The sequence below is a fragment of the Sphingomonas sp. SRI_018 genome, from assembly GCF_057586275.1.
The window spans coordinates 1426277-1446532 of sequence record NZ_JBYCZO010000001.1; the positions used below are offsets into that span (position 1 = coordinate 1426277).

14 protein-coding genes are annotated in these 20256 nt (G+C 69.6%); 8 read left to right on the forward strand and 6 right to left on the reverse strand.

Annotation, left to right across the window (positions count from 1 at the left end; all coding sequences use genetic code 11):
- Positions 1 to 14: 14 nt before the first annotated feature.
- Positions 15 to 2327 carry a TonB-dependent siderophore receptor gene (locus AC2YHA_RS06510; protein ID WP_487400818.1) on the forward strand — a complete coding sequence of 771 codons (2313 nt, stop codon included), beginning with the start codon at positions 15 to 17 and terminating at the stop codon, positions 2325 to 2327.
- Here the strand turns inward: AC2YHA_RS06510 and AC2YHA_RS06515 are convergent.
- On the reverse strand, positions 2271 to 3218 hold the full coding sequence (locus tag AC2YHA_RS06515) for a LysR family transcriptional regulator (protein WP_487400819.1): 948 nt from the start codon (positions 3216 to 3218) through the stop codon (positions 2271 to 2273). The two genes, AC2YHA_RS06510 and AC2YHA_RS06515, sit on opposite strands and share 57 nt — an antisense overlap.
- Positions 3219 to 3398: 180 nt before the next feature.
- Here AC2YHA_RS06515 and AC2YHA_RS06520 point away from each other — a divergent pair, with 180 nt between their 5' ends.
- The 3 genes from AC2YHA_RS06520 to AC2YHA_RS06530 are packed head-to-tail and all read left to right on the forward strand — an operon-like array spanning position 3399 to position 9139.
- Positions 3399 to 6593 carry an efflux RND transporter permease subunit gene (locus AC2YHA_RS06520; RefSeq protein WP_487400820.1) on the forward strand — a complete coding sequence of 1065 codons (3195 nt, stop codon included), beginning with the start codon at positions 3399 to 3401 and terminating at the stop codon, positions 6591 to 6593.
- On the forward strand, positions 6586 to 7749 hold the full coding sequence (locus AC2YHA_RS06525; RefSeq protein ID WP_487400821.1) for an efflux RND transporter periplasmic adaptor subunit: 1164 nt from the start codon (positions 6586 to 6588) through the stop codon (positions 7747 to 7749). The genes AC2YHA_RS06520 and AC2YHA_RS06525 overlap by 8 nt, the downstream gene beginning before the upstream one ends.
- Positions 7736 to 9139, forward strand: coding sequence for an efflux transporter outer membrane subunit (locus AC2YHA_RS06530; protein WP_487400822.1), 1404 nt, complete (start codon positions 7736 to 7738; stop codon positions 9137 to 9139). Before AC2YHA_RS06525 ends, AC2YHA_RS06530 begins: the two co-directional genes overlap by 14 nt.
- A 151-nt stretch (positions 9140 to 9290) precedes the next feature.
- Here AC2YHA_RS06530 and dacB read toward each other — a convergent pair whose 3' ends face one another.
- The 5 genes from dacB to AC2YHA_RS06555 form a co-directional block, all read right to left on the reverse strand.
- Positions 9291 to 10739 (reverse strand): D-alanyl-D-alanine carboxypeptidase/D-alanyl-D-alanine endopeptidase, encoded by a 1449-nt coding sequence (gene dacB, locus AC2YHA_RS06535; protein WP_487400823.1) that lies wholly within the window; start codon positions 10737 to 10739, stop codon positions 9291 to 9293.
- Entirely contained in the window at positions 10720 to 11979 is a 1260-nt protein-coding gene (locus AC2YHA_RS06540; protein ID WP_487400824.1) for a dicarboxylate/amino acid:cation symporter, read from the reverse strand. Before AC2YHA_RS06540 ends, dacB begins: the two co-directional genes overlap by 20 nt.
- Positions 11980 to 12088: 109 nt before the next feature.
- Positions 12089 to 13675 carry an N-acyl-D-amino-acid deacylase family protein gene (locus tag AC2YHA_RS06545; RefSeq protein ID WP_487400825.1) on the reverse strand — a complete coding sequence of 529 codons (1587 nt, stop codon included), beginning with the start codon at positions 13673 to 13675 and terminating at the stop codon, positions 12089 to 12091.
- A gap of 50 nt (positions 13676 to 13725) precedes the next feature.
- The gene (locus AC2YHA_RS06550; protein WP_487400826.1) at positions 13726 to 15897 is read right to left on the reverse strand and encodes a penicillin acylase family protein; all 2172 of its coding nucleotides are present in this window, start codon (positions 15895 to 15897) and stop codon (positions 13726 to 13728) included.
- Positions 15894 to 17057 (reverse strand): aminotransferase, encoded by a 1164-nt coding sequence (locus AC2YHA_RS06555; protein ID WP_487400827.1) that lies wholly within the window; start codon positions 17055 to 17057, stop codon positions 15894 to 15896. Before AC2YHA_RS06555 ends, AC2YHA_RS06550 begins: the two co-directional genes overlap by 4 nt.
- A gap of 86 nt (positions 17058 to 17143) precedes the next feature.
- On the opposite strand from AC2YHA_RS06555, the gene mtnB reads away from it, so the two are divergent.
- From mtnB to mtnA, 4 genes are read left to right on the forward strand one after another with little or no spacing between them, the layout of a single operon-like run.
- Positions 17144 to 17794, forward strand: a complete 651-nt coding sequence (gene mtnB / locus AC2YHA_RS06560) for a methylthioribulose 1-phosphate dehydratase (protein ID WP_487400828.1) — start codon at positions 17144 to 17146, stop codon at positions 17792 to 17794.
- A 3-nt stretch (positions 17795 to 17797) separates the two neighbouring features.
- Complete coding sequence (locus AC2YHA_RS06565) at positions 17798 to 18349, forward strand: 1,2-dihydroxy-3-keto-5-methylthiopentene dioxygenase (protein WP_487400829.1); 552 nt, start codon at positions 17798 to 17800, stop codon at positions 18347 to 18349.
- Positions 18346 to 18993 (forward strand): acireductone synthase, encoded by a 648-nt coding sequence (gene mtnC, locus AC2YHA_RS06570; protein WP_487400830.1) that lies wholly within the window; start codon positions 18346 to 18348, stop codon positions 18991 to 18993. The genes AC2YHA_RS06565 and mtnC overlap by 4 nt, the downstream gene beginning before the upstream one ends.
- Complete coding sequence (mtnA, locus tag AC2YHA_RS06575) at positions 18990 to 20039, forward strand: S-methyl-5-thioribose-1-phosphate isomerase (RefSeq protein ID WP_487400831.1); 1050 nt, start codon at positions 18990 to 18992, stop codon at positions 20037 to 20039. Before mtnC ends, mtnA begins: the two co-directional genes overlap by 4 nt.
- Positions 20040 to 20256: the final 217 nt, after the last annotated feature.

Genomic DNA, 20256 nt, shown 5'->3' on the forward strand with positions numbered 1-20256 from the left:
AAAAGGGGAATCAAATGCGGGTCGGACATCGCGGCTGGGCTTGGCGGGCTTCTCGGGCAGCGCTGATCGCTGCCGGGCTGCTTGCGTCACAGACTGCCCTGGCCGACGACGGCGAGCCAGGCGACGGCTCGGACCCGCAGGAGATCGTGGTCACCGGCCTGCGCGAACAGGGCATCGGATCGGGCACCAAGACCGACACGCCGCTCATCGAGACGCCGCAGACGATCACCGTCATCGATCAAGAGGAGCTGACGCGGCGCAACGCGCTGTCGATCAACCAGGCGCTCGGCTATGTCGCCGGCGTCGCGGCCAACCAGCGCGGCGGCACCGTCACCCGATACGACCAGCTGCTGCTGCGCGGCTTCGCGCCGGGCATCTTCCTCGACGGCATGCGCCTGCTCGCCGGCCCCTATTCGATGCCGCAGACCGACTTCAACCGCATCGAGCAGATCGACATCGTCAAGGGGCCGGCCTCGGTCCTCTACGGCAACTCGACGCCAGGCGGTCTCGTCAACCTGACCAGCAAGACGCCCGAGACGACACCTTTCGGCCGCGTCGAGCTGCAGGCGGGCAACTACGATTCGCTCCGCGCCGTCGCCGATCTCAACCAGCCGCTGACGGCGGATGGCAAGCTGCTGTTCCGCGTCGTCGGCGGTTGGCAGAAGGCCGACGGTTTCACCCGCTATACCGAGAGCGAACGCTATCACGTCAGCCCGATGCTGACCTTCGCACCGGGACCGGACACCAGCCTCACCCTCATCGCCGCCTATCAGCACGCACCGTCGGGCGGCGGCTACTCGGGTGTGCCCGCCTATGGCACGGTGCTGCCGAGCCCCGCAGGGCCGGTCCCGCTGCACCTCAACACCGGCGATCCCGGCTATGAGCGCTACAATCACAAGCAGAAGGCGATCACAGCGCTGTTCCGCCACGATTTCAGCGACCAGCTGTCGTTCCGGTCGAATTTCCGCTTCCAGAACAACAGGCTGAGCTACCGCCAGATCTATGTGGCCGGCTATGCGACGACCGGCACCGGCGCCAACCGCAACACCGATTACTCGACCATCATCCGCGGCGGCGGCGGCGCCGACGAGGATTTCGACACGCTGACACTCGACAACCACCTGAACGCGAAGTTCGCGACCGGCCCGGTACGCCACAACGTGCTGGCCGGCATCGATTATCAGTACATCTCGGGCGAGAATTTCCAGCAGTTCAACATGGGGCAGACGAACGATCCGCTCACCAGCATGCCGAACCTCAATCTCTACGCGCCTGTCTACGGCGGGACGATGCCGAGCTTCGACCTGACCGCCCTCTCGCCCAACTATGTGAATACCTACAGTAAGCGCGATCAGACCGGCCTATACCTGCAGGACCAGATGACAATCGGCCGGCTCCAGCTCATCGCGAGCGGGCGCTGGGACTGGTACAACCAGATTACGGTCAACAAGAATCCCAACACCAACAGGAATAACCGGATCACGCCGCTTTCGCAGACCGCCTTCACGATGCGGCTGGGCGCGCTGTACGAGTTCGACTTCGGCCTCTCGCCCTATGTCAGCTATTCGGAATCGTTCGAGCCGCAGGCCGGGGCAGACTATCAGGGCATTCCCTTCGAGCCGGTCACCGGCAAGATGTACGAGGCCGGGCTCAAGTTCCAACCCAGGGGAGCCAAGGCACTCTTCACCCTCTCCGTCTATGATCTCAAGCGGCAGAAGGTGCCGGTCACCGATCCCCGCGCCGGGACCGGCGGCATTCCTTCCAATGCCCAGATCCAGATCGGCGAGGTGCGCGTGCGCGGCGTCGAGCTGGAGGGACGCGGCGAGGTGACGCCGGGCTTCGACGTCGTGCTGGCGGCGAGCTACACCGACGCGATCATCACCCGAGGCACGCCGGCCGTCCCGCCGACCGCCACCGACAGCGGCACCCCGACCACCACCGGCACCCGCCAGCTCGGCACCCCCGAGTGGCAAGCCTCGACCTTCCTATCCTATGATTTCGGCAAGGGCGGTTCCGCCGGCCCGATCGGCGGCCTCAGCGTCGGCGGCGGCGTGCGCTACGTCGGCGGATCGGACGGGTCGACCAAATATGCGGTGATCAACGGCGTCACCACCTTCCAGGCCTTCACCACCGACAGCTTCACGCTGGTCGACGGCATGGTCGGCTACGACCTCGGCTACGCCAGCGAGGCCCTGCGCGGATGGAGCGTGGCGGTCAACGCCGCCAATCTGCTCGACGAGCGCTATATCTCGGCCTGCCCCTTCTCCAACTCATGCTATTTCGGCGCGTCCCGCACCGTCACCGGATCGCTGAGGTTCAAGTGGTGAGCCGTCACGCCGGATGATGTCGAGGAAGTTTCGGCATTGCAGCGTCAGCGAATGCTCCGGGAGGTGCAGCAGCCACATCGTCGTGATCGCCGTAGGATCGGCGAGCGGACGATAGGCGAGCCGCGCCGACTGGAGCGCGCAGAGGGACTCGGCGAGCACGGTCACGCCGACCCCGGCGGCGGCGAGACCGAACAGCGTCGAGACCTCCCGCACCGTCTGCGCGATCACCGGCTCCACGCCGGCCTGGTCGAGCAGCTCCATGAGCTGGTCGGTGAAGCAGCTGCCGCCCTCGCGCGAGTAGAGCACCATCGGTTCGCCCGCGAGGTCCCGTAAACCCACCTCGTTGCGGCGGGCGAGCGGATGCTCCGGACGCATCGCCACGAACAAGCGTTCCTCGAGCAGCAGCGTGGCGGTGATCCGCGGGGACAGCGCCATCCGGTCCACGTTGCGCACGAAAACGACGTCCAGTGAATGGTCCTCCAGCAGCGCAGGCTGGGCGGTGCCGTGGACCTCGGTCAGCGCGAGGCGGATGTCCGGATAGCGGTTGCGGAACTCGACGATCGCGTTGGCGACCTTCGGGATGAACGGCGCGGAGGCGTTGAAGCCGACCGCGAGCTCCCCCAGTTCCCCCCGCGAGGCACGGCGCGCGACCTGCGCCGCGCGATCGGCCTGCGCCAACGTCGCGCGGGCAGGCTCGAGAAAAGCCTTGCCGGCGCTGGTCAGCTGGACGGTGCGACTGGTCCGGTCGAACAGGCGCACGCCCAGCTCCTGCTCCAGCGCGCCGATCTGCTGACTGAGCGGCGGCTGCGAGATGCCGACGCGCTGCGCCGCCCGCGCAAAGTGCAGCTCCTCCGCGACGGCCAGGAAATAGCGAAGGTGTCTCAGCTCCATGATTAATATGAGTTAGCTATCGATCATGCCGTAAACAATATTGGACGGCGATGTTGCACTGCGCAATTGCGCTTTTTCCAGTCCGGCGCGCGGCCGGAAACCTAGGAGTCCGCTGGTGCAACACCCATCGCGGGTTCGGGCGAGCCTCCGCTGCCCGGCCGGAAGTCGGAGTCGGCAGCCTTGATCGGGATCGTCCGCACCGCGCTCGCGCGTCCGCTCACCTTCATCGTGATGGCGATCCTGATCGTGATCCTGGGCGTGCTCGCCGCGATCCGCACGCCGGTCGACATTTTCCCCGACATCCGCGTGCCGGTGATCGCCACCGCCTGGAACTATGCCGGCCTCTCGCCCGACGAGATGTCGGGCCGCATCATCACGCCGTTCGAGCGCGTGCTCACCACCACCGTCAACGACATCGACCATATCGAGAGCCAGTCGATGCAGGGCATCGGCGTGGTGAAGATCTATTTCCAGCCCGGCGCCGACATCCGCACCGCGACCGCGCAGGTGACCTCGGTCTCGCAGACGGTGCTGCGCCAGCTGCCGCCGGGCGTCACGCCGCCGCTGATCCTCAACTACAACGCCTCGACCGTGCCGATCGTCCAGCTCGCGCTGTCGGGCAAGGGCATGTCGGAGGGGCAGCTCTTCGATCTCGCGCAGAACCAGATCCGCACCAACCTGGTCACCATCCCCGGTGCCGCCGTCCCCTACCCCTCCGGCGGCCGTCAGCGGCAGATCCAGATCGACCTCGACCCGCAGGCGCTGCAGTCCAAGGGGCTGTCGGCGCAGGACGTCGGCCAGGCGATCGCGGCGCAGAACCAGATCAATCCGGCCGGCTTCGCCAAGATCGGCGGCTACCAGTACAGCGTGAAGCTCAACAACGCGCCGGGATCGGTCGAGGAGCTCAACAACCTGCCGGTCAAGGTCGTGAACGGCGCGACCATCTACATGCGCGACGTCGCCCACGTCCGCGACGGATCGGCGCCGCAGACCAACGTCGTCCATGTCGACGGCTCACGGTCGGTGCTGATGACGATCCTCAAGAACGGCGCCACCTCGACGCTGGCGATCGTCCAGGGCGTCAAGGACGCGCTGCCCAAGCTCCAGGAGACCTTGCCCGAGGCGCTGAAGATCGTGCCGATCGGCGACCAGTCGATCTTCGTGAAGGCCGCGGTCGAGGGCGTGATCAAGGAAGGCGCGATCGCCGCCGCACTCACTTCGCTGATGATCCTCATGTTCCTCGGCTCGTGGCGCTCGACGGTGATCATCGCCGTCTCGATCCCGCTCGCGATCCTGGCGGCGATCCTGGCGCTGTCGGGGACCGGCAACACGCTCAACATCATGACGCTCGGCGGCCTCAGCCTCGCGGTCGGCATCCTCGTCGACGACGCCACCGTCACCATCGAGAACATCAACTGGCACCTCGAGCAGGGCAAGCCGGTGCGCCAGGCGATCCTCGACGGCGCGGCGCAGATCGTGACGCCGGCGTTCGTGTCGCTGCTGTGCATCTGCATCGTGTTCGTGCCGATGTTCTTCCTGCCCGGCGTCGCCGGTTTCCTGTTCGTGCCGCTGGCGCTGGCGGTGGTGTTCGCGATGATCGCCTCGTTCATCCTCTCGCGCACGCTGGTGCCGACGATGGCGATGTACCTGCTGAAGCCGCACGCGCCCGGCCACATCCATGAGGCCGGCAGCCCCGGCTCGCGCAATCCGCTGGTGCGCTTCCAGCGCGGCTTCGAGCGTCATTTCGAGCAGATCCGCACCGGCTACGGCGAGCTGCTCGAGAAAGCGCTGTCGGTGCCGAAACCCTTCGTGATCGGCTTCCTCGCCGTGGTCGCGGCGTCGTTCCTGCTCGTGCCGTTCCTCGGGCAGAACTTCTTCCCCTCGGTCGACGCCGGATCGATCGCGATCCACGTTCGCGCCCCGGTCGGATCGCGCATCGAGGAGACCTCGGCCCAGTTCGACCGCATCGCCGAGCGCATCCGCACGATCATCCCGCGCGAGGAGCTGGTATCGCTGGTCGACAACATCGGCCTGCCGGTGAGCTCGATCAACACGGTCTACAACAACTCGGGCACGGTCGGCCCGCAGGACGGCGACATCCTGATCCAGCTGTCCGAGGATCACGCCCCGACCGCCGACTATGTGCAGAAGCTGCGCGAGGAGCTGCCCAAGGCATTCCCGGGCACCCAGTTCGCCTTCCTCCCCGCGGATATCACCAGCCAGATCCTGAACTTCGGCTCGCCCGCCCCGATCGACATCCAGATCGCCGGCCGCGACGTCGACGCGAACGCCGCCTTCGCCCGCAAGATCCTGCGTCGCATATCCTCGATCCCCGGCGTCGCCGACGCGCGTATCCAGCAGTCGTCGCGCTATCCGCAGCTCAACGTCAACGTCGACCGCAGCCGCATCGGCCAGCTCGGTCTCACCGAGCGCGACGTGACGACCAGCCTCGCGAGCTCGCTCGCCGGCACCCAGCAGACCGCGCCCGTCTTCTTCCTCAACCCGGAGAACGGCGTGTCCTATGCGGTGGTCGCGCAGACGCCCGAGTATAAGGTGGGATCGGTCGGCGACCTCTCCAACATCCCGGTGACCGGGGCCGGCAACGCCAGCGGCCAGGTGCTCGGCGGCATCGGCACGATCGCGCGCAGCAACGCCTCGGCGGTGGTCTCCCACTACAACATCGCGCCGGTGATCGACATCTTCGCGACCCCCAACGGCCGCGACCTCGGCGCCGTCGCCGGCGACATCAACAAGGTGCTCGACGACTTGAAGGCCGAGACGCCGAAGGGCGTCACCGTCACGATGCGCGGCCAGTACGCGACGATGAACAGCGCCTTCTCCGGCCTCGCCTTCGGCCTGATCGGCGCGATCGTGCTCATCTACCTGCTGATCGTCGTCAACTTCCAGAGCTGGCTCGACCCGTTCGTGATCATCACCGCGCTGCCGGGGGCGATCGCCGGGATCATCTGGATGCTGTTCACCACCGGCACCACGCTGTCGGTGCCGGCGCTGACCGGCGCGATCATGTGCATGGGCGTGGCGACCGCCAACTCGATCCTGGTCGTCAGCTTCGCCCGCGAGCGGCTGGCCGAGCTCGGCGACGCCACCAAGGCGGCGCTGGAGGCGGGTCTCGTCCGATTCCGCCCGGTGCTGATGACCGCGCTCGCGATGATCATCGGCATGCTGCCGATGGCGATGGGCTTCGGTGAGGGCGGCGAGCAGAACGCCCCGCTCGGCCGCGCGGTGATCGGCGGCCTCGTCGTCGCCACCTTCGCCACGCTGATGTTCGTCCCCGTCATCTTCAGCCTCGCGCACCGCCGCAAGGCCGCCGCCCCGAGCGGCGAACCGACCCAATTGGAGGAAGCCCATGCCTGAGCCCGGCAACAACAGCCGGCTGAAGCTCGCCGGCGGCATCGCCGCGCTCGCCGCCGTCGCGGTGGTCGGCGGCGGCATCTACAGCCGCGTCCAATCGAAGGAGACGCTGGCGAACTGGACCGAGGCGCAGGCGATCCCCAGCGTCACGCTGATCCGCCCCACGCCGGTCGCGGCCAGCGACGCGCTGACGCTGCCCGCCAACCTCCAGGCGCTCAACAGCGCGCCGATCTATGCCCGCACCACCGGCTATGTCCGCCGCTGGCTGGTCGACCTCGGCGACACGGTCCGTCGGGGCCAGCTGCTCGCCATCCTCGACGCGCCCGAGGTCGAGCAGCAGCTCGCCGCCGCGCGCGCCGACCTCCAGACCGCACGCGCCAACCAGCAGCTCGCAAGCACCACCGCGCAGCGCTGGAGCACGATGCTCGCCAAGGACGCGGTATCGAAGCAGGAGACCGACGAGAAGCTCGGCGACCTCGCTGCCAAGACCGCCGTCACCAACGCCGCGCGCGCCAACGTCGCGCGCCTGCAGGCGCTGACCGGCTTCACCCGCCTGGTCGCGCCGTTCGACGGCGTGGTGACGAGCCGCTCGGCGGAGATCGGCGCACTCGTCACCGCGGGCAACGCCTCTGCGGCGCCGCTGTTCACCGTCGCCGACGTGAGCCGGATGCGCGCCTATGTGCGCGTGCCGCAGCTCTACTCGGCGCAGATCCACCCCGGCATGGCGGTGAAGCTCACTCTGCCCGAATATGCCGGCCGCAGCTTCGACGCGACGCTCACGCGCACGGCGGGCGCCGTCGATCCGGCCTCGGGCACCGTGCTGGTCGAGCTGCAGGCGCCGAACGGCGACCGCGCACTCAAGCCCGGCGCCTATGCCCAGGCGAGCTTCCCGCTGCGCGGCGCCGGCAATACCGTCACGCTGCCGCCGAGCGCGCTCATCATCGGCGAGAAGGGCACGCAGGTCGCCCTGCTCGGCCGCAACGGCCGGGCGGTACTGCGGACCGTGACGCTCGGCCACGACCAGGGCAAGGTGGTGGAGATCACCGCCGGCCTGTCGCCCAACGATCGCGTGATCGACAACCCGCCGGACTCGCTCCAGACCGGCGACCCGGTGCGCCCGATCGCTCCCGAGAAGGGCAAGGCCGATGCCGCGAAATAGGGCGGCGTTATTGCTGGGCGGTGTCCTGTTACTCGCCGGTTGCGCCACGGCGCCGCGCTACGAGCGCCCGGCCGTCACTACTGCCGCCGCCTACAAGGAGCTCGGGCCGTGGCAGCCCGCCGGCGGCGACGTGCCCACGCCGGGGAAATGGTGGGAACTGTTCGGCGATCCGACCCTCAACGGCCTGGAGGAACGGATCGAGGCCGGCAACCCGGGCCTTGCCGCCGCAGCCGCCCGCTATGAGCAGGCGCGCGCGCTCGTCCGCGGCGCCAAGGCGGATCGTTTCCCCCAGGTCGATGTCGGTGGCGATGCCGGGCGCAGCCGCGTCTCGGCCGGCCGCCCACTGTCGCCGGGAAATGCCGCCACCTACAACGACTTCGAGGTGGGAGCTTCGCTTTCCTATGAGCTCGACCTGTTCGGCCGCGTCCGCAATTCGGTGCGGGCGCGCGAGGCCGATGCGCAGGCCAGTCAGGCGGACATGGCCGCGGTCCGCCTCGGCCTGCAGGCGCAGCTCGCCGCCACCTATTTCGACCTGCGCGGGCTCGACGCGCGCATCGTGCTGCTGCGCGAGACGGTCGCCGCCTTCCAGCGCGCGTTCGAGCTGACCGACACGCGCCATTCCGGCGGCATCGCCTCCGGCCTCGACGTCAGCCGCGCCCAGAGTCAGCTCGCCAGCGCCAAGGCCGAGCTCGACGCGGTCGTCGCCCAGCGCGCCCGCGACGAGCATGCGATCGCCACGCTGATCGGCGAGTCGCCGTCGAGCTTCACGCTCGCCGTCGCCGACGCACAGCCGGCGCCGCCCGCCATCCCCGCCGGCCTGCCCTCGACCCTGCTGGAGCGCCGCCCGGACATCGCCGCCGCCGAGCGCCGCGTCGCCGCCGCCAACGCGGAGATCGGCGTCGCGCGCGCGGCGCTGTTCCCCAGCGTCACGCTGGGCGCCGCCGGCGGGTTCGAGGCGACCGGCGGCAATCTCCTGAGCGCATCGAACAGCTTCTGGGCATTGGGGCCGCTTTCGGCCGCACTGGCGATCTTCGACGGCGGCAAGCGCCGCGCGAACGTCCGCCTGACCCGCGCCCAATATGACGAGGCGGCGGCCAACTACCGCGAGACGGTGCTGACCGCCTTCCGCGAGGTCGAGGACGACCTCGCCACCGCCCGCCAGCTCCAGTCGCAGGAACGCAACCAGCGCGACGCGGTCGCCGCCGCCGAGCGCACCCGCGAACTCGCGCTCACCCGCTACCGCGACGGCGCCTCCGACTATCTCGAGGTGGTCACCGCCCAGACCGCCGCGCTCGACGCCGAGCGCGCGCTGCTGCAGCTTCGCACCGAGCAGCTGCGGGTCGCGGTCGACATGGTACGAGCGCTCGGCGGCGGGGCGAGCGACTCCTAGCACCCCTCTCCCTTTGGGAGAGGGAGGGGCCCGCTCAGGCGCAGTCTGAGTGGGAGGGTGAGGGTGACCACGCTGGCCATAGTCACCCTCACCCTTCCGTCGCCTTCGGCGGCTCCCTCCCTCTCCCAAAGGGAGAGGGAGTTCGGAACGCCTAATTCTCCGCCGCGATCAGGTTGAGCGCCGCGTCCATCGCCGCGGTGGCGGACGCATCGCCGGGCATGTCGCCGGCATAGGCGGCGATCACCAGCGTCTGTCCGCTGGCGGCGGTCATGTAGCCCGCAAGCGCATTGGCCTGGTTGAGCGTGCCGGTCTTGGCAAACACCTTGCCCTCCAGCGGCGTGCCCTTGAAACGCTTCGCCAGCGTGCCGTCGACGCCGCCGATCGGCAGCGTGCTGCGGAATGCCGCCCCCCATGGCTGCGCGGCGATCCAGCGCATCAGCGTGGCGGTCGCGCGCGGCGTGACGCGGTTGTAGGTCGACATCCCCGATCCGTCGGAAAAATCATAGGCCCAGCGCGGCACCCCCGCGCTTTCCAGCATCGCCTCCACCGCCGCCTGGCCGTCGGCGATCGAGCCGCTGCCCCGTAGCCGCGCGATCCGGCGCAGCAGCAGCTCGGCGTGAAGGTTCTGGCTGACCTTGTTGGTGTGGGTGAGGTCCTCGATCAGCGGCGGCGGAGTGAGCTTGAGCAGCGGTGTCGTCGCCGGCGCCATCGCCGCCGGAGCCCCCGCCCGCACCTTCGGATCGTCGGCGGGCGTGAGCGGGCGGTGACGGACGTCTACCCGCCCCTTCACCTTCACCCCGCGCGCGACGAGCAGCGCCTTCAGCCGCCACGCCGCGAAGTCCGCGGGATCGTCGATGCCGACGGCGAGCTCGACCGGCGTCGCATCCGCGGCGATGGTGCCGCCGATGCGGAGCTCTCGGCTGTTGGGCATGCGGAAGAGCCGCAGCGCGGTCTTGCCGTCCGCCACCGTCGTCACCTGATTGTCGATCGCGTAGTAGGGAAGCGCCTCGACCGTGGCGGCGCCCCCCGCCTTCCCCGGCCGCACGGTGATCGCCAGTTCATTGTCGTCGACGGTCAGCGCGGAGATGCCGGTTCCGTAGCGGCTCTGGATGTTGTTCCAGCCCATGCCCGGGCTCCAGCGCTCGTCGGGATAGTCGCTGTCGTCGCCGATCACGTCGTCGACCCTGCGGGTCTTCGCGGCGACGGCGTCCGCCAGCGTCGCCAGGCAGTCGACGGTACAGTCGGCCTTGCTCGACAGCCGCGCGTCGCCATGGCCTTCGAGGATCACGTCGTCGCCATCCAGCCGCACCGCCGCGCCGCCCACCGTGTCGGGCCGGGTCAGGTCCGGGATGTTCGCGAACACCGCAGCGGTCGTATAGACCTTGGTATTGGAGGCGGGCACGAAGCGGTCGTCGGGCGACAGCGCCACGATCTCCCGTCCGTCCAGCGTCGTCACCATCAGCCCGAAGCGCGCCCCCGGCCCCTGGATCTGACGTAGCGTCGCCGCGACGCGCTCGGCCAGCGGCGCCTTGTCGGCCGCCGGCGCCGGCGCGGCAGCCAGCATCAGCGCCAGGGCGAGGCTAGCGGTCGTTCGGCGCACGATAGACGTCCTCATCCAATTCCCCCTCCCAGCGCGCCACCGTCGTAGCCACGGTGAGGTTGGCGCTGGCGCTCGGCACGGTGCGGGTCATGTCGAGCAGCCGGTCGAACGGCAGCACGAAGCCGACCACCAGCGCGGTCTGCTCCGGTGCGACGCCGACCGCGGACAGCACCGCCGCCAGCATGAACAGCGAGGCCGACGGTACCGGCGCCGTACCGAACGCCGCCAGCGCGCCGGTCAGCAGCACGGTCGCGTAGACCAGCGGCGTCATCGGCACCCCGAAGGCCTGCAGCGCGAACAGGCTGAGCAGGCCGACGTACATCGCCGTCCCGTCCTTGCCGATGCTGGCGCCCAAGGGCAGCACGGTCGAATAGACCGCCCGCCCCACGCCGAGATTGTCGCCGGCGACGCGCATCGCCACCGGTAACGTAGCCCCGCTCGACGCGGTCGAGAAGGCGACCACCAGCGCATCGATGATGCCACGGAAGAACGGCAGCACCGGCAGCCGCGCCAGCAGCCGCAGGATCAGGCTGTGCACCACCACCATCTGGATCAGCGATCCCAGCACCACCGCCAGCGCCAGCCAGCCGATGTTGACGAACACCGCCGCACCATTGGCCGCGACGGCATTGGCGATCAGCGCGAACACGCCGAACGGCGTCGCCTCCATCACCAGCCCGACGATCCGCAGCAGCACCGCCGACAGCGACTGGAGCAGGTTCGCGAACGGCTTCCCCGCCTCCCCCGCCAATACGGTGCCGACCCCGATCAGGATCGCGACGAAGATCAGCGCGAGCATGTCGCCCTTGGCGAGCGCCTCGACGATGTTGAGCGGGACGATGCCGATCAGCTGCTCATAGGGGGTGACTGCCGGCCCCAGCGCATGGGCGGTGGCGGTGCCGAGCGGCGCGCCGACGCCCGGCCGGATCACGCTCGCGACCAGCATCCCCACCGACACCGCGACGAAGGTGGTGAGCGCGAACAACCCGACCGTGCGCCCGCCCAGGCTCCCGAGCCGCTTGGGGTCCGCAAGCGTGGTGATGCCCGACGCGATCGTGACGAGCACGATCGGCGCGACCAGCATCCGGATCGCACGGACGAACAGCTCGCCCATGAAGGCGACCGACGGCGCCGCCTCCGGCCAGGCAAAGGCCAGCAGCAACCCCAGCGCGACGCCGCCCAGCACGCGCTTCCACAAGGCGATGGCGAACCAGGCGCGGATCATGGCAGCTCTGGCCACTGGTCACCCTCACCCTTCCCATCGCTATCGCGATGGGGCCCTTCCCTCTCCCATTGGGAGAGGGAGGGAGGCGCGAAGCGCCGGAAGGGTGAGGGTGACGTATCCGAAATCAGGAGCAACTGCCCTTCGGCGGCACATGCGCCAACGCACGCCCGGCCGCGACGCCGGTCGGTCGGCCATTGTCGACGGCGATCCGCCCGTTCACCACCACCGTCCGCACGCCTTCCGCGAACTGCTCGGGCTGCTCATAGGTCGCGCGCTCGCGATAGGTCTTCGGGTCGAACACCACGACATCGGCGAACGCACCCGCCCGCAGATGCCCCCTGCCCTTCAATCCGAAGGTATCCGCCGTCAGCGCCGAGCTCCGCTCGATGAACTCGCGCAGCGTGATGACATGGTCCTGCTGCACATATTTCGCATATTTCCGCGCGAAGCTGCCGTAGACGCGCGGATGGCCGGTCGAGGCGTCGGAACCGGTCATCACCCACGGCTGGCGCATGAAGGCGGCGATGTCGGCCTCGCTCTGGTTGAACGAGGCGACCGCGGGGTCCTTCACGCGGATGATCGCGATCGCCGCGGCCACGGGATCGAGCTTCATCCGCGCCGCCACCTCCGACAGGCGGTGCCCCTTCTCCGGCCCGTCGGTGATGAGCAGCATGTCCGCCCCGCCGCGCTTGCGCAGGTTCTCGGCCATGTCCTTGAGTAGCCGGTCCTTGAGCGAGGCATCGTCGAACCGCTGGAGCAGCGCCGGCCGTCCGCCGTCCTGCGCCCACAGCGGCACCAGCGAGGCGACCAGGCTCGTGCCCGACGCGGACCAGGGATATTGGTTGGCGGTCACCTGCTGACCCGCCCGGCGCGCCGCCTCGACCTTGGCGATGATGACCGGCGCCTTGCCCTGCACGTCGACGCCGAGCGCCTTGATGTGGCTGATGTGGACCGGCATCCCGGCCTCGCGGCCGATCGTGATCGCCTCGTCGACCGCGGCTTCCAGCCCGACGGTATAGCTCGATTCGTCGCGGATATGGCTGTCGTAGATGCCGCCGCGCACCGCCGCCTCGCGGGCGAGCTCCACCACCTCCTTGGTCGTGGAGAAGCTCTGCGGCGCATAGAACAGCCCGGTCGAGAAGCCGATCGCCCCCTGGCACATCGCCGAAGCGACCAGATCCTTCATCTTCCGCAGCTCCGCCTCGGTCGGCGCGCGGCGGACCTCGCCAATCACCATCTCGCGCACGGCTCCGAAGCCGACGAAGGTGGCATAGTTGATCCCAACCGGCTTGGTCTTCGGCAAGGCGAGCGTCGCCGCCACGTCGGGGCTGCCGCCCCCGTCGTTGCCGATGAAGGCGGTGGTGACGCCCTGCATCAGGAACGGCAGCACCAGCCGCTCCCGGGCGTCGTCGGACGCGAGCGCCTGGGCATGGGTATGCGGATCGATGAAGCCCGGCGCGACGATCATGCCCTTGCCGTCGATCGTCCGCTTCGCCGCCAGCTTGAGATGCGGCCCCACCTCGACGATGCGGTCCCCGGCAATGGCGACGTCGCCGGTGAACGGCGCCGCGTCACCGGTGAAGACGGTGCCGCCGCGGATGATCAGGTCGGCCTCGACCGGCGCCGGCGCGGCACCGACCATCGTCGCCAGCAGCACGCCCGCCGCCGCGATCCGCGCCATCCCCCGCCTGTCGAACCCCGAGCCCAGCATGACGGCGATCCTTCCGGACCGCCCCGCGCCGGTCAAGCCGGCGTCACCGATCATTTCGCACCCGGCCGATAACTCCGGGTTATGTGCCCCTTGAGCTCCTCCGGATAAAAATAGACCGGCCGCAGGTCGCCGGCCGCATAGCGCTTCGCCTGGTCGGTGAAATGCGGCGATCCGGGATCGCCGCTTTCCCCGCCCGCCGACACCGCCCAGGCACGCACTTTCGGTCCGAACTCGACGATCGCGACGAAGCTGTTGCCGCTGGTGCCGTACCAGCGCCGCGTGCCGGGATAGGCGCGCGCTCCGAACGAGGCGAGGCTCCCCCAGCGTGCCGAGGCGAAGGGCACGGGAATGCTGGGCCTGGCGTCGTCGAAGGTCTGGACGATCGCCCTGTCATTGCGCTGGAAGCGATTGACCTCCCCCCACGGCACGCGCCAGCCGCCCCATTCGCGCTGCATCCGCTCGACGGCGCGATCGAGCGCCGCCAGCCGCTCGGCGGGCGTGAGCCGGTCGCGCATCCACTCATAGACATTGGCCCGCACCGGCGTCGCGGCACGGAGCGCGACCGCATAGAGCTCCTCGCCCCAGAAATTGGCGAGCGTCGTCGCCTCGGAGCGCTCCGACCAGCGCGCGTCCCAGTCCTTCAGCAGCGCCACGGGCCCCGCGAGCCGGCCGCGCCCGGGGTCGCCCGCCGGCAGCGCCTCCCACGCCGCCACCAGCTTCGGCACCATCATCGCGAAGCCCGGCATCCACGGGTCATAGGCGATCCGCTCCAGCCCCTCCGGCGTCAACGCCTTCGCCCGCTCCAGCAGCGCCGTCGCATGGTCGCCGCGGAAATTGATGCCCGCCTGGTCCATGTAGCGCGGGAAATCCGCCTCCCGCGGACTGTCGGCGCCGGCCGCGCGCCAAGGTGCGTCGTTGGAGTTGTAGAGCCATCCGCCGGCAGGATCGCGCACCTCGGGCAACTTCGCGATCGGCGTCAGCCCCCGCCAGTCCGCCGCCGGATCGCTGCCGTCGACCGGCCCGCGATAGTCGAACCGGTCGTCGCGCACCGGCACGAACTGCGGGTGCAGCAGCGCGACATGGCCGTCGGCGTCCGCATAGACGGTGTTGTTCGACGAATTCGCCTGCAGCGCCGCCACCTTGAGATAGCCCGCGAAATCGCGCGCCCTGGTCCTGAGCCAGCTCTGCTCGAGCGCCGGCACCGGCTTGTTCATCATCGCGAACGCGATCCACTTGCCGCCCTCCGCGCGGACGATCGGCCCGTGATGGGTAGCGTAGGTGGTGAAGCTGCGCCGCGCCATGCTGCCGTCGGGCCGGCGCCAGGCGATCGTCACCGTCTTTTCCGTCACTTGGCGCAGCATCTTGCCGTGGTGATAGAGGTAACGGTCGCCATCCTTCTCGATCGCCTCGGCGAACTCGTCGACCGCATCGACGCCGCTCGACGTGTGCATCCAGCCGAGCCGCTCGTTGAAGCCCTGGTAGAGGAAGAACTGCCCCCAGGTCGACGCGCCATAGGCGTGCAGCCCCTCGTCGCTCGCCATCCCGAGCTCGGAGCGGAAGAAGAAGCTGGTGTGCGGGTTGATCAGCAGCAGCGCGTGGCCGTCCCGCGTCAACTTGGGTGCGATGGCGATGCCGTTGGAGCCGCTCGGCTCGTCGCTGTGCGGCCGCTCCAGCAGCGCGACCTTCGGCGGCGCGCCGTAGAATTCGGCGAGCTTCCTGAGATCCGCCCGCTCGATGTCGCCGCCGATGCTGCCTTCGGTGAAGGACAGCGCCATCCACGGCTCGAACCGGGTGAGTACGCGCGGCTTCGCCTCGGGATGCGTCGCCAGGTAGAAGTTGAGCCCGCCGGCCCATGCATCCATCAGCGCGCGGAGCCAGGCGGGACTCTTCGCGTAATCCGCCTTCAGCGCCTCCGGATCGACATAGAGCCGCTGGCGCAGGTCCTGCCAGATCGCCGCCTCCCCCTCCGCCTCGGCGGTGCGGCCGAGCGCGGTCAGCAGGTTCATCTCGACCCGCGGGAAATCGTCCTCCGCCTGGGCATAGATCGCCCCGAACACCGCATCCGCGTCGCTCCGCCCGTGGACGTGGGCAATGCCCCAGTCGTCACGCGTGATCGTGACCCTCGCGGCTTGGGCACGCCACTCCGCCAGCTCGTCCGGCCGTGTGGCACTCGTCGCGAGCAGGGCCAGCGCCGCGACGGCGACGCGCATCGAACGGGTCATCGGCGATCCTCGAGCCTGGGAAGAGCCACGGCGAGCCGCTGGAGCGCCTCGTCGAGCGTCGCATCCTCCTTGGCGAAGCACAGCCGGACGAGATGCGTGACCGGCGCCTCGGCATAGAAGGCGGAGATCGGGATGCCCGCCACGCCGGCCCCCTCCAGCATCCATTCGCAGAAGGCGCGGTCGTCCATCGCGATGCCCGAGGCGGCAAGGTCGATCGACAGGAAATAGGTGGCCGCACTGTGCGTCGTGACGAGCCCCAACCCAGCCAGCCCCTTCGCCAGCCGGTCGCGCGAGCGCTGGAAGCCGGCACTCGCCGCCTCGATCCAGCCGCCATGATGCGCGAGCCCCTCCGCCACGGCCCATTGCAGGTTGGGCGGCGTGGTGAAGGTCAGGAACTGGTGCGCCCGCGACAGCCCCCGTGCCGGCGCCGGCGCCGCGCATATCCAGCCGACCTTCCAGCCGGTCAGCGCGAAGATCTTGCCCGCCGAGCCGATCTTGACCGTCCGCTCGCGCATCCCCGGAAAGCCGATCAGCGGCCGGTGCCGGGCGCCGTCGAACACGACGTGCTCCCACACCTCGTCGCAGACCGCGATCACGTCGCGTGCGACGCAGAAGCGGGCGATCGCCGCCAGCTCCTCCTCGCCCATCGCGGTCCCGAGCGGATTGACCGGATTGTTGAGGATCAGGAGGCGCGTGCGCGGGCCCGCCGCCGCTTCCAGCATCGCTTCCGTCACCCGCCATTCCGGCGGCTCCAGCCGGATCAGCCGCGGCACGCCGCCGGCACGCTCGACCAGCGGCAGATAGGCGTCGTAGAGCGGCTGGATCAGCAGCACTTCGTCGCCCGGCGTCACCAGCGCCAGGATCGCCGCCGCCAGCGCTTCGGTGGCGCCGGAGGTGACGATCACCTCCTCGGGCACGAGATCGAGGTCCTGATGGCGCCGATAATGATCGGCGACCGCCTGCCGCAGTTCGGCAAGCCCCAGCATCGGCGGATATTGGTTCGAGCGCTCAGTCAGCGCCGCCGCAGCCGCGCGCAGCACCGGCTCCGGCCCGGGGCCGTCGGGAAAGCCCTGCCCCAGGTTGACCGCCCCGCTCGCCCGCGCCCGCGCCGACATCTCCTCGAAGATCGTGGTGCCGAGCGCGGCATAGACGGGGTTCATGAAACGCCTTCCCGAAAGAAAATCGAGCCGGATGCCTAGCAACTCGTCATTGCCCGGGAAACCGCCGCCGCGCTATTGGCATATCCATGCCCGAACCTCTGCCCGCCGACGTGACTCCCCTCGACCAGATGAGCGCCGTGACGGCCCTGATCGCCGTCGGCGAGCGCTTCGACCGGCGCGGCCTCGCCGCCGCCACCTCCGGCAACCATTCGGTGCGGCTGTCGGACGGCAGCATCGCGATCACCCGCTCGGGCCGGCACAAGGGGCGTCTCACGCCCTCCGACTTCATGCGCGTCAACGCCGCCGGCACCGCGATCGACGAGGGCCGCCCCTCGGCCGAGACCGGGCTGCATCTGATGCTCTACCGGCTGTTCCCGGCGACCGGCGCGGTGCTGCACTGGCATTCGCCCAACGCCGTCGGCCTCAGCCGCGCCGAGCCGCGCGCCGGCCGCTGGGCGTTCGAGGGCCAGGAGATGCTGAAGGCCTTCCCCGGCATCGCCACGCACGAGACGCGGCGCAGCCTGCCGGTGGTCGACAACAGCCAGGACATGGCGGTGATCGCCGCGGCGGTCGCGCCGGCGCTTACCGAACGCGACACCCTGCCCGTCTTCATGATCCGCAGCCACGGCCTTTACGCCTGGGGCAAGGATGTCGAGGAGGCCGAACGCGTCGCCGAGGCGATCGAATGGCTGATCGCCGCCGATCTCGCCGAGCGCAGCTTCCGCATGAGGATATAAGCCATGACCCGCCTTCGCCGCTACGACGAGCAGGACGGCACCTCGCCCGAGCTCGATACCGAGGATCCCGCCGTCATCGCCGACGCGCTGGCGACGATCGGCGCGCGCTTCGAACGCTGGCCGCTGCGCGCGGTCGCCGCGGATGCGAGTGACGCCGATGTGCTCGCCACCTACGCGCCCGAGATCGACCGGCTGCGCGCGGAGGGCGGCTATCAGTCCGTCGACATCGTCCGGATGCGTCCCGACCATCCCGACCGCGCGGCGCTCCGCACCAAGTTCCTCGACGAGCATCGCCATTCGGAGGACGAGGTGCGCTTCTTCGTCGAGGGCGAGGGACTGTTCACGCTGCACGAGGGCGGCAAGGTCCATGCGCTGCTGTGCACCGCCGGCGACCTCATCTCGGTGCCGGCGGGGATGCGGCACTGGTTCGACATGGGGCCCGCACCGCGCTTCGCCGCGATCCGGCTGTTCATCAACTCGGACGGCTGGGTGGCGCAGATGACCGGCGACGACATCGCCAGCCATTTCCCGCGCCACGAGCCGGTCGCGGCGTGACCCATCTTCCCCGCGCCGTGCTCCTCGACGTCGAGGGCACGACCAGCAGCATCGCCTTCGTCGCCGACGTGCTGTTCCCCTATGCCCGCGCGCATCTCGCCGATTTCGTCGCGCGGCATCCGGCGGAGACGGCCCCGCTGCTAGACCAGGTGCGCGCCGAAGCGCCGGAGGACGACCCGATCGCCACGCTGCTCCGCTGGATCGACGAGGATCGCAAGGCCACGCCGCTCAAGACGCTGCAGGGAATGATCTGGGCGGAGGGCTATGCCGACGGCACGCTCAAGGGCCATGTCTATCCCGACACGGTCGAGGCGCTGCGCCGCTGGCGCGAGGCCGGCATCGCGGTGCACATCTATTCGTCGGGCTCGGTCGCCGCGCAGAAGCAGCTGTTCGCGCACAGCATCGCCGGCGACCTCACGCCGCTTCTGTCGGGCCATTTCGACACGCACGTCGGCGCCAAGCGCGAGCCCGGGTCCTATCGCGCGATCGCCGACGCGCTGGGTCTGGCGCCGGGGGACATATTGTTCGTCTCAGACGTCTCGGCCGAGACCGATGCCGCGCGGGAGGCCGGCTTTGCCGCGCTGCTGATCGACCGCGACGGCGTCAGCGGCGACATCGCCAGCCTGGCCGAGGTGCTGCCATGATCCTGGAAGGTCGCCCCACCCGCTCGATCGCGCGCACTGCCGACGGGCGCGGCGTGCGCATCCTCGACCAGCGGCTTCTGCCGTGGGAAATCCGCTGGGTCGAGCTCAACAGCGCCGACGAAGCCGCGCGCGCGATCCGCGAGATGTGGACCCGCGGCGCGCCGATGATCGGCGCCACCGCCGCCTATGGCCTGGCGATGGCGCTGGCACAGGACGGGAACGACGCCGCGCTCGATGCCGCCCACGCGATGCTGCTCGCGACGCGTCCGACCGCGGTCAACCTGCGCTGGGCGCTCGACCAGGTGGCGGAGGCGGTCCGTCCACTTCCGTCTGCCGCCCGCGCCGAAGCCGCCTTCGCCCGCGCCGACGCGATCTGCGACGAGGACGCCGCGCTGTGCCGCGCGATCGGCGAGCACGGGCTGGAGCTGCTGAAGGCGCTGCACGCCCGCCATCCCGACCGGCCGCTCAACATCCTCACCCATTGCAACGCGGGCTGGCTGGCGACGGTCGACTACGGCACCGCCACCGCGCCGATCTACCTCGCCCACGATGCCGGCATCCCGCTCCACGTCTGGGTCGACGAGACGCGGCCGCGCAACCAGGGCGCGCTGCTCACCGCCTTCGAGCTTGCCAACCACGGCGTGCCGCACAGCGTGATCGCCGACAATGCGGGCGGGCTGCTGATGATGCGCGGCCACGTCGATGCGGTGATCGTCGGAACCGACCGCGTCACCGCCAACGGCGACGTGTGCAACAAGATCGGCACTTATCTGAAGGCGCTGGCGGCGCACGATACCGGCGTGCCCTTCTATGTCGCGCTGCCCTACACCACTTTCGATCCCTCGACCCCGAGCGGCGACGCGGTGCCGATCGAGGAGCGCGACGGCGACGAGCTGGCGCTGCTCACCGGCCCCGACGGCGACGGCACGCTCGCAACGGTGCGCGTCACCGCGTCGCCGGCGCGCAACCCGGCGTTCGACATTACGCCGGCCCGGCTCGTCACCGGTTACATCACCGAGCGCGGCGTGCTGGACAGGATCGGCTAAAGCCGGTCAGGATGAAGTCGAATCGCGCGCAATGAAGCGCGAGTGCCGGTCGGCAGCGGGGGATAAGAAATAATGGTTCCTGTATTCGGCGCGGCGGTCCTGTTCGCAAATTTGCCATCGCCCGCCCTCGAAATGCCGCTCCCGCCGGCCGTGGTCCAAACGGTGAGCAGCCAGCAGGCCCCGGTCACGATACCGGAATCGCCCCCGCCGGTTCCCG